We start from the raw sequence: 10,261 nt of genomic DNA, 5'->3' as shown, positions 1-10,261 counted from the left end.
TTAGTTTCTCGAGAAACCTATTGATTTTACAGGGAAACATGATTTATAGTAAAACTACCAAAAAGAAACAGGACAGATATTTATATTTTCTGTCAGAAATGGATCATGAATGGTGTTGTCGCTGGTGCAGTGAAGTAAAATAAATATAGAAATAACAGGAGGCTCAACATGGAGAAAAAATGGTGGAAAGAAAGCGTAGTCTATCAGATCTACCCAAAAAGTTTTAAAGACAGCAACGGAGACGGCATTGGAGACATTAAAGGAATTATAGAAAAGCTTGATTATCTGAAAGAACTTGGCGTAAATGTGCTGTGGATCTCGCCAATGCTTGAGTCTCCTCAGGACGATAACGGATATGACATTTCGGATTACCGCAGGATATATGAAGACTACGGAACTATGGAAGATTATGAAGAAATGCTTTCAGAGGCACATAAAAGGGACATTAAAGTTTTGATGGATCTGGTAGTCAATCATACGTCTGACGAACATAACTGGTTTATAGAAAGCCGTAAATCCAAGGATAATCCGTACCGTGACTATTATATCTGGAAAGACCCGGTCAACGGAAAAGAACCAAATAACTGGGGCGGAGTATTCGGCGGTTCTGCATGGGAATATGATGAGAAGACGCAGATGTATTATCTGCATCTGTTTTCAAAGAAGCAGCCGGACCTTAACTGGGAAAATGAAAAGGTGCGCCGGGAAGTCTATGATATGATGACTTTCTGGTGTAAAAAAGGGATCGATGGCTTCCGAATGGATGTTATCAGTATGATCTCAAAAAATCAGACATTTCCGGATGGAGAGGTTAAGAACGGGCTTTATGGGGATTTTAATCCATATTGTGTGCATGGCCCGAGAATCCACGAATTTCTGCAGGAAATGAATAAAGAAGTGCTTTCCAGGTATGATATAATGACGGTTGGTGAGACTTCCGGTGTTACCATTGAAGAAGCGCAGAAGTATGCCGGAGAAGATCGGAATGAGTTAAACATGGTATTTCAGTTTGAGCATGTAGAAGATGCCTGCGGTGATTATGGAAAGTGGACAACGGCAAAATTTAACTTCAGGGATTTTAAAAAGACCATGATCAAATGGCAGGAAGAACTGCAGGGAAAGGCATGGAACAGCCTGTTTCTGGGAAATCATGATCAGCCAAGAAGTGTCAGCAGATTTGGAAATGATAACCCTGCCTACAGAGAAACATCTGCAAAAATGCTGGCAACCTGTCTGCACATGATGCAGGGAACTCCGTATGTATATCAGGGAGAAGAGCTTGGAATGACCAATGCGTACTTTGATAAACTGGAAGATTATCGTGACATTGAAAGCATAAATTTCTTTACAGAGCTGACAGAAGCAGGGATTATGACACCTGAATATATGATGAAATGCCTGATGCTCAGAAGCCGTGACAATGCAAGGACGCCTATGCAGTGGAATGATTCAGCGCAGGGCGGCTTTACAAGCGGGGAACCATGGATCAGAATAAATTCCAATTATAAGGAAATCAATGCAGCGCAGCAGCTGGGCGATCCAGCCTCAGTTTTTCATTATTATCAGAAACTGATCCGCCTTCGTAAAGAAAAAGAGATCATTGTTTATGGATCCTTTGAGGCTCTTTGTCGTGATGACGATAAGATTTTTGCTTATACAAGAAAACTGGATCAAAAAAACTTCTGACAGTCTGCAACTTCAGTGATCAGGATGCAGAGATGGAGATCCCGGAAGAATTTGCAGGAGCGCAGTGTCTGATTACGAATCTGGGAAGAACTGTATTTGACAGAAATTTTGTTTTGAGACCTTATGAAGCATTTGTATTATATAAAGAATGAAAGGAATATTGTGAAATGATCAGAAAGTACAGGTATGGTACGCCTTTTGAGACGGAGGCGCTGACGGAAAAAATCGAGACGGCAGAGGGCGGTTTCCCTTATGGTAAAATCAGTCTGGAAAATGGATTTGCTTTTACCTATATCATGGATGAAGAGGATATTGTTTATGGTCTTGGAGAATCCAACCGTGGAATCAACAAGAGAGGCTACTGTTATATCAGCAACTGTACAGATGATCCGGAGCATACAGAAGACAAACGATCCCTGTATGGGGCGCACAATTTCATTATTGTAAGCGGAAAAACAACGTTTGGACTGTTTTTTGATTATCCGGGAAAGCTGATGTTTGATATCGGCTATGCCAGAATGGATACAATGAAAATTTTCTGTGAAAATGCAGATCTGGATATTTATGTAATTGAGGGAGAAACTGCATACGACATTGTGAAACAGTTTCGCCATGTGATCGGACACAGCTATATCCCGCCAAAGTTTGCTTTTGGCTTTGGACAGAGCCGTTGGGGATACACGACAAAAGAAGATTTCCGCAAAGTTGCAAAAGGATACCGTGAGAATCATATTCCTATCGATATGATCTACATGGATATTGATTATATGCAGGATTTCAAGGATTTTACAGTAAATGAAAAAAATTTCCCGGATTTTCAGGGCTTTGTTCAGGAAATGAAGGATCAGGAAATCCGTATGATCCCCATTATTGATGCCGGAGTCAAGGCAGAACCTGGATATGTAGTTTATGAAGAAGGCGTCAAAAACGATTACTTCTGCAAAAGGGAAGACGGAAGTGATTTTGTGGCGGCAGTATGGCCCGGTGATACACATTTTCCGGATGTATTGAATAAAGATGCCAGGAAATGGTTTGGCAACAAATATCGTTTCCTTACAGATCAGGGAATCGAAGGCTTTTGGAATGACATGAACGAGCCTGCAATTTTTTATTCTGCAGAAGGATTGGCGGAGGCAAAGAAGCTTGCGGCAGAATTTGCAGAAGATACCGAGGGCAGAGTCCATGCATGGACCATGCAGGCAAAAATGAAAGATCTTGCAAATAATCCGGAGGATTACAGAAGGTTTTATCATAATGTGGACGGCAGAAAGATCCGTCATGACAGGGTACATAATCTTTTTGGATTTAATATGACAAGAGCAGCTGGAGAGGCATTTGAACGAATTGATCCGGACAGACGTTTTCTGATGTTTTCCAGATCCTCCTATATTGGAATGCACCGCTATGGCGGGATCTGGACAGGAGACAACAAATCCTGGTGGTCACATATTCTCCTTAATCTGAAAATGCTGCCGTCTCTCAATATGTGTGGATTCCTGTATACAGGCGCGGATCTTGGAGGATTTGGAGCGGATACCACCAGAGATCTTCTGCTCCGTTTCCTGGCGCTTGGCGTCTTTACCCCATTGATGCGCGATCATGCAGCTGCGGGAACAAGAGAACAGGAGTGCTATCAGTTTGAAAATATAGAAGATTTCCGTCATGTGATCGGAGTGAGGTATCGTCTTATTCCTTATCTGTACAGCGAATATATGAAAGCGGCGCTGAATGATGATATGTACTTCAGGCCAATGGGATTTGTCTATCCGAATGATAAAATGGCAGTTCGTGTGGAAGATCAGCTGATACTTGGGAATGAGATCATGATCGCGCCGGTTTATGAACAGAATGCAAGGGGACGTTATGTTTACCTGCCGGAAGAGATGAAATTTGTTAAATTTCTGCCGGATGGAACTATTTCAGAAGAAATTCTTGAAAAAGGAGTCCATTATGTGGAGGTGGCTCTGAACGAAGTACCGCTTTTTGTCCGCAGTGGAAAATGCATTCCGATCGCAGAAGCAGCAGAATGTGTAAAAGAGATTGATACAGAGCATCTGCAGCTGATCGGATATGAGGAAAGCAGTTATACTTTATATGAAGATGACGGAATCCATAAAGAGTATGATAAAAAAGAGAATTACAGGGTGCTGAAGAGTTAAATACAGAGTCAAAGGTTTCAGGCAGTTAGTCTATGAAAATAGGCTAGCTGCTTTTCATTTTTGGGAAAAGCTATTATAATATACAGAGACAGACGATAGATGTAATGGAGGTAAATATGCTGGCTTATACATATGTTGAAAAAGGTAAATTTGAACTCAGGGAAAAACCGATACCGCTTCTTCAGGATGACAGAGATGCCATCGTTCGTGTGACTATGGCAAGTATCTGTACAAGCGATCTTCACATTAAGCATGGATCGGTTCCCAGAGCAGTACCCGGGATCACGGTGGGACATGAGATGGTCGGTATTGTGGAACGCACAGGTTCTGCGGTAAAAACAGTGAAGCCTGGAGACAGGGTAACGGTAAATGTAGAAACCTTTTGCGGAGAATGCTTTTTCTGCCAAAAGGGCTATGTGAATAACTGTACGGATCCGGATGGCGGCTGGGCATTAGGATGCCGGATCGACGGAGGACAGGCAGAATATGTGAGGGTTCCTTACGCCGATCAGGGGCTGGATCGGATTCCGGATGAAGTGACAGATGAACAGGCTCTTTTTGTGGGAGATATTCTGGCAACAGGGTTCTGGGCTGCACGGATTTCCGAGATTAAAGAGGAGGATACGGTTCTTCTTCTGGGAGCGGGTCCTACGGGAATCTGTACCCTGCTCTGTGTTATGCTTAAAAACCCTAAAAGGATCATTGTATGCGAAAAAGACCCGAAACGCCGTGAATTTGTAAAAGAACATTATCCTCAGGTGCTTCTTGTGGAACCAGAAGAGGCGCAGGATTTTGTGAAAAAGCACAGTGACCATGGCGGCGCGGATGTGGTCATAGAAGCGGCAGGAGCCGGAGATACTTTCCGTATGGCATGGGAATGCGCGAGACCGAATGCTGTTGTCACAGTGGTAGCGCTGTATGATGAAGCGCAGATCCTTCCTCTTCCGGATATGTACGGGAAGAATCTGATCTTTAAGACAGGCGGGGTAGACGGATGCGACTGTGAGGAAATCCTCCGGCTGATCCAGGAGGGAAAAATCGATACCACGCCTCTTATTACGCATAAATATCCTCTTGCACAGATTGAAGAAGCATATAAGCTTTTTGAAAACAGAGAAGATCATGTTATAAAAGTAGCGATTGTGTAAAGGATACAATGGTATAGGTTGGAATAAAAGAAAATATTAAGGAGAACGGCTATGAGAAAGAATACAGCAAAACGAATGATACTTCTCTGTATAATAGGGACTTTTGGAATGGGACGGACTGTACTGGCAGAGGGGCAGCTTTCCTATGCGGATCTGGAAAATTATAATTTTTGTTTTACAAGTGGAGTTGGATCATGGTCCACTGAACTGGAAGTAAATGAAGACGGAACTTTTCAGGGAAATTATCATGATACGGATATGGGAGATTCCGGGGAAGAATATCCTAATGGAACCATGTATGTCAGTGATTTTTCCGGAAAGTTTACGGATCTGGAAGCGGTAAACAATTATACTTATATTGCACAGATTGAATATATACAGTGTGAAGAAGCACCTGGTACAACAGAAATTTCTGATGGAATGCGGATCATATATAGTGAACCGTATGGTATGGATCACGCAGAAAATATTCTGTTTTATACGAAGGGGGCGCCTGCAGCAGAGCTTTCACAGGGATACTTGGACTGGGTCAGGACACTTCCGGGAACCATAGATGAGAATGGTCAGCTTGCTTTTCCGGGAATTTATAATGAAGTGGCACAGGAAGGTTTTTTTAGTACAGAGAAAGAAGTGACTGAAGCGTCTGTTTCAGGTATTGATGAAGAATTAAAACAGACGGCAGCCCGTGCGTCAGTTCTGGAAAGCCGTCTTGGTACAGAACAGGATCTGACAGTGATGATACAGCTTTCCAATGAACTTTTTCTTGTTTGGGACGACCAATTAAATTCTATGTGGCAGAGAATTAAAACAAGATTACCAGCCGCGGATATGGAGCGGCTCAGAGATGAAGAATTAGACTGGATTGCTGAAAAAGAAGCAGCGGTAACTGCAGCCGGGGCAAATGCAGAGACTTCTATGCGTACATTAATAGAAAATGGAAAAGCAGCGGCTGTCACAAGAGACAGAGTGTATGTACTGGCAGAATATTTAAGATGAATACAGATCAGACTGGGGCGGTGATGGAAACCGCCCCATGTTTTATTATCAGTATTATAAGTTTTCGCAACGGCTGTTCAGGAAATTCCAAAAAGAGGTTGACAAATACAAGTTAGTTGAAGTATACTTATCCATAAGTTAGCTGAAACATACTATTGAAAAGACAGTATATCACAGCAGCTTCCTGAAGCCTACAAAACAGGAATTAATTTGCTGCAGAAAGGTTCTTGAAATGAAGAAAATAACAAAATTATTCTGGATGGTTCCTGGATTTTTATGTCTGGGACTGGGATCCCTGGGGATTATACTTCCGTTTTTGCCGACAGTGCCTTTTTATATGGCAGCTGTTTTTTGTTTTGCAAAAAGTTCCCGAAAGCTTCACGACTGGTTTGTCGGGACGAAGCTGTACAAAAAACATCTGGACAGCTTTGTACAGGAACGGGCAATGACTATGAACACAAAGCTCCGGATCGTGGCAATGGTTTCCGGGATTATGGGAATAGGATTTCTTTTAATGGAGGATGTACCTGCAGGAAGGATTTGTCTGGCAGCTGTCTGGGTGTTTCATCTTTTTTATTTTTTTTACAGGATACGCACGATTCCTGCAAACACAGATCAGTAGTCGGTCAGAAAAATAACAGGAGAAAATTTGCAGAATGATAAAAAAAAGACTGGTGGGACTTTTGTCTCACGCAAAAAAATACATTATATACAATATATTCTGGCAGTGGATTTCACTTCTGGCACAGATTGGAGCTGTATTTGCCATTACAGCTATGCTGGCGCAGGCAGCAACGTTTTCCGGTATGGATGGAGGAATCCATGCAGGGCAGACTGTTTTGATTCTGGTAATCTGCGTTGCAGCACGTTTTGTCTGTGAAAGAATGGCAGCCAGAGCTTCCTATCAGGCCAGTGTAGGGGTAAAACAGATTCTTCGAAAAAAAATATATGAAAAAATGAGAAGACTTGGAGCTTCTTATTCCGAAAAGGTTTCTACTTCGGAAGTCATGCAGGTCTGTACAGAAGGCGTGGAACAACTGGAAATTTATTTTGGAAAATACCTGCCTCAGCTTTTTTACAGCCTTCTGGCACCTGTAACTTTGTTTCTGGTGCTGATGCGGGTAAGCTTCCGGGCAAGTCTGGTGCTTCTGATCTGCGTGCCGTTGATACCGGTTTCTATTGTTGCAGTACAGAAGCTGGCAAAAAAACTTTTAAACAGATATTGGAGTATTTACACAGGACTGGGAGATTCTTTTCTGGAAAATCTTCAGGGGCTGACGACTCTGAAAATCTATCGGGCAGATGAAAAGAAAGCACAGGAAATGGATCAGGAAGCCCAGAGATTTCGTCAGATTACCATGAAGGTTCTGACTATGCAGCTGAATTCTACAAGTGTAATGGATATTGTGGCCTATGGCGGTGCGGCTGCAGGAATGATCGTGGCGGCATCAGAATTTCTTAAAGGGCAGCTGAACTTTGCAGGGGCCCTGACAATAATCTTACTGGCATCGGAATTTTTTATTCCGCTGCGGCTTCTGGGGTCCTTTTTTCATATTGCCATGAACGGAATGGCAGCAAGCGATAAAATTTTTGCCATACTGGATCTGCCGGAACCGGAACAGGGCAGCCGGGAACTGGATAAGGATCAAATAGAGATTCGGCTTCAGGATGTACATTTTTCTTATGAAAAAGAGAGAGAAATCCTTGGAGGAATTGATCTTTATATGCCAGCCGGATCCTTTATTTCCCTTGTGGGAGAATCGGGATGTGGAAAAAGCACCATTGCAGGAATTCTGGCAGGAAAAAACAAGGGATTTACAGGTTCTGTTGCGATTAATAGAATAGATATTTCGGAGATTTCAGAGTCTTTGCTTATGAAAAATATTACATTAGTTCGTCATAACAGCTATCTTTTTAAAGGAACGGTGGAAGAAAATCTCCGTATGGCAAAGCCGGATGCTTCAGAGACTGAAATGAGAGAAGTTCTTTCCAGGGTCAATCTTATGGGATTTCTGGATACACAGAAGGGACTTCAGACAGAGCTTCTGGAACGTGCGGAAAATCTTTCCGGAGGCCAGTGCCAGAGACTTGCTCTTGCCAGAGCACTGCTTCATGATTCACCGGTTTATATTTTTGATGAGGCTGCCAGCAACATCGATGTAGAAAGTGAAGAGCTTATTATGGATGTGATCCGCGGGCTTGCCAGAACCAAAACGGTTCTTTTGATTTCTCACAGGCTTGCAAATGTAGTGGAGTCCGACTGCATTTATATGATGAAAGATGGAATGATACGTGAACAGGGAGACCATCATCAGCTGCTGGAGCTTGATGGAGATTATGCAAAGCTTTATAAAAGCCAGATGGATCTGGAAAATTATTGTAATCCTGACAGAGAAGGGAGGATGAAAGATGACAGCAGGGAATAAAAATAAGACATCCGGACAACCGGATCTTTTGACAACACGCAGAAGCGCGCTGAAGATCATGGGAAGCCTGATCGGTCTTGTGAAGCCTCTTCTTCATATTATGCTGCTGGCAATCCTTCTTGGGACAGCGGGCTATTTGTGTGCAATTTTTTTGACCATACTGGCAGGACAGACTCTTCTGAAAGGGATGAATTTTAACTTTTCTTCCGGTATAGGGGGAAGTGTACTTTACGGTTTGACAGCAGAAAATATATTTATCCTGATGGCAGTTCTGGCAGTTTGCCGGGGAGTTCTGCATTATGCAGAGCAGTACTGCAACCACTTTATTGCGTTTAAGCTTCTGGCAATCATCCGACATAAGGTTTTTGCAGCTCTTCGGAAGCTTTGTCCGGCAAAGCTTGAGGGCCGGGATAAGGGAAATCTGATCTCGATCATCACTACAGACATCGAACTTTTGGAAGTTTTTTATGCACATACCATATCGCCTATTGCCATTGCAGTTCTGACATCTTTGACAATGGTGATCTTTATGGGGAGTTATCAATGGAAAACCGGTATTTTTGCTTTTTGTGCGTATGTGATCGTCGGTGCTGTGATTCCTTTATGGAATGGACGCCGGGGAAGCAGCAGCGGAATGGAATTCCGGTCAAAATTTGGAGAGCTGAACAGCTTTGTACTGGATTCCCTTCGTGGACTTGATGAGACGATCCAGTACGGTCAGGGCGAAAAAAGGGAAAAACAGATGGAAGAAAAATCGCTGGAGCTTGCAGAAATGCAGAAAAAGCTAAGCCGTATGGAAGGCGGTCAGAGATCGGTGACAAATCTGACAATCCTTCTGGCATCTTTTGGAATGCTGTTTTTTACTTTATACTTGTATGGGAAACAGGAAATCGGGTTTGATGGGGTGATTCTTTGCACCATAGCCATGATGGGCTCCTTCGGTCCGGTAGTTGCATTGTCCAGTCTGTCAAATAATCTGAATCAGACACTGGCAAGTGGAGAGAGAGTATTATCATTGCTTGAGGAAGTGCCGCTGGTACAGGAAATCTCAGAGGAAGAAGGTGATTTTCAGACATCAGACAGAGAGAACGCTCTGGCAGCAGCCGGACGAAATGATTTTTCTGGTGCAGAGGCTTCCCATGTGTCATTCTCTTATGAGGACGAAAGCATTCTGAACGATTACTCTATTAAGATCATGCCAGGAAAGATCGTGGGAATTCATGGTGTCAGTGGAAGCGGGAAATCTACTTTACTAAAGCTTCTCATGCGGTTCTGGGATGTGGATTCCGGAAAAATACTTGTAAATGGAAAAGATGTAAGAAATATTCCTACCAGCCGGCTTCGTGATACAGAAAGTTATGTGACCCAGGAAACTCATCTGTTTCATGATTCCATAGCAGAAAATATTGCAGTGGCAAAGCAGGGGGCCTCCAGAGAAGAGATTATGGAAGTAGCAAAAAAAGCATCTGTTCATGACTTTATCATGAGTCTTCCTAATGGTTATGATACAGAGGTTGGAGAACTGGGAGATACTCTTTCCGGTGGTGAAAAACAGAGAATAGGGATTGCCCGGGCTTTTCTCCATGATGCGCCGTTTATCCTGATGGATGAGCCAACCTCCAATCTGGATTCCCTGAATGAGGGTATCATTTTGAAATCCTTGAAAGAAGAGGCAGATCAGAAGACGGTCGTTCTGGTTTCTCATAGAAAATCCACCATGAATGTGGCAGATGTGGTGTATAAAATGGAAAATGGAAGAGTATCATAAAATAATATGGTTACAAAAAAGATACGGTTTCAGCCGTGTCTTTTTTCTTAGAGAGGTATGTTATATGGAAAAGAGAGG

At 42.8% G+C, this 10,261-nt stretch carries 6 protein-coding genes and 1 pseudogene; all 7 read left to right on the top strand.

All coding sequences use genetic code 11. The features are described 5' to 3' along the window. The first annotated feature begins 168 nt into the window (after positions 1–168). Positions 169–1,838, top strand: a pseudogene (locus RDS42_RS08115) (alpha-glucosidase). 15 nt (positions 1,839–1,853) lie between these two features. Beyond that, positions 1,854–3,845, top strand: a complete 1,992-nt coding sequence (locus RDS42_RS08110; protein ID WP_308783206.1) for a TIM-barrel domain-containing protein — start codon at positions 1,854–1,856, stop codon at positions 3,843–3,845. Positions 3,846–3,961: 116 nt separating this feature from the next. Further along, positions 3,962–4,993: an alcohol dehydrogenase gene (locus tag RDS42_RS08105; protein WP_308783205.1), complete on the top strand. Its 1,032-nt coding sequence runs from the start codon at positions 3,962–3,964 to the stop codon at positions 4,991–4,993. Between the two features lie 51 nt (positions 4,994–5,044). Beyond that, positions 5,045–5,989: a lysozyme inhibitor LprI family protein gene (locus tag RDS42_RS08100; RefSeq protein ID WP_308783204.1), complete on the top strand. Its 945-nt coding sequence runs from the start codon at positions 5,045–5,047 to the stop codon at positions 5,987–5,989. A gap of 232 nt (positions 5,990–6,221) precedes the next feature. Next, a complete protein-coding gene (locus RDS42_RS08095; protein WP_308783203.1) occupies positions 6,222–6,611 on the top strand; it encodes a YbaN family protein in 390 nt (129 codons plus the stop codon). Between the two features lie 34 nt (positions 6,612–6,645). After that, entirely contained in the window at positions 6,646–8,415 is a 1,770-nt protein-coding gene (locus RDS42_RS08090; RefSeq protein ID WP_308783202.1) for an ABC transporter ATP-binding protein/permease, read from the top strand. After that, positions 8,399–10,183 carry an ABC transporter ATP-binding protein gene (locus RDS42_RS08085; protein WP_308783201.1) on the top strand — a complete coding sequence of 595 codons (1,785 nt, stop codon included), beginning with the start codon at positions 8,399–8,401 and terminating at the stop codon, positions 10,181–10,183. The genes RDS42_RS08090 and RDS42_RS08085 overlap by 17 nt, the downstream gene beginning before the upstream one ends. Positions 10,184–10,261 lie beyond the last annotated feature (78 nt).

This window comes from uncultured Blautia sp. (genome assembly GCF_902497045.1).
Lineage (GTDB): Bacteria > Bacillota > Clostridia > Lachnospirales > Lachnospiraceae > Blautia_A.
This window is presented reverse-complemented; position numbering and strand designations above follow the sequence as displayed.

Coding starts and splice junctions, on each gene's coding strand:
- RDS42_RS08110 (WP_308783206.1), top strand. CDS start 1,854: ATGATCAGAAAGTACAGGTATGGTACGCCTTTTGAGACGGAGGCGCTG.
- RDS42_RS08105 (WP_308783205.1), top strand. CDS start 3,962: ATGCTGGCTTATACATATGTTGAAAAAGGTAAATTTGAACTCAGGGAA.
- RDS42_RS08100 (WP_308783204.1), top strand. CDS start 5,045: ATGAGAAAGAATACAGCAAAACGAATGATACTTCTCTGTATAATAGGG.
- RDS42_RS08095 (WP_308783203.1), top strand. CDS start 6,222: ATGAAGAAAATAACAAAATTATTCTGGATGGTTCCTGGATTTTTATGT.
- RDS42_RS08090 (WP_308783202.1), top strand. CDS start 6,646: ATGATAAAAAAAAGACTGGTGGGACTTTTGTCTCACGCAAAAAAATAC.
- RDS42_RS08085 (WP_308783201.1), top strand. CDS start 8,399: ATGACAGCAGGGAATAAAAATAAGACATCCGGACAACCGGATCTTTTG.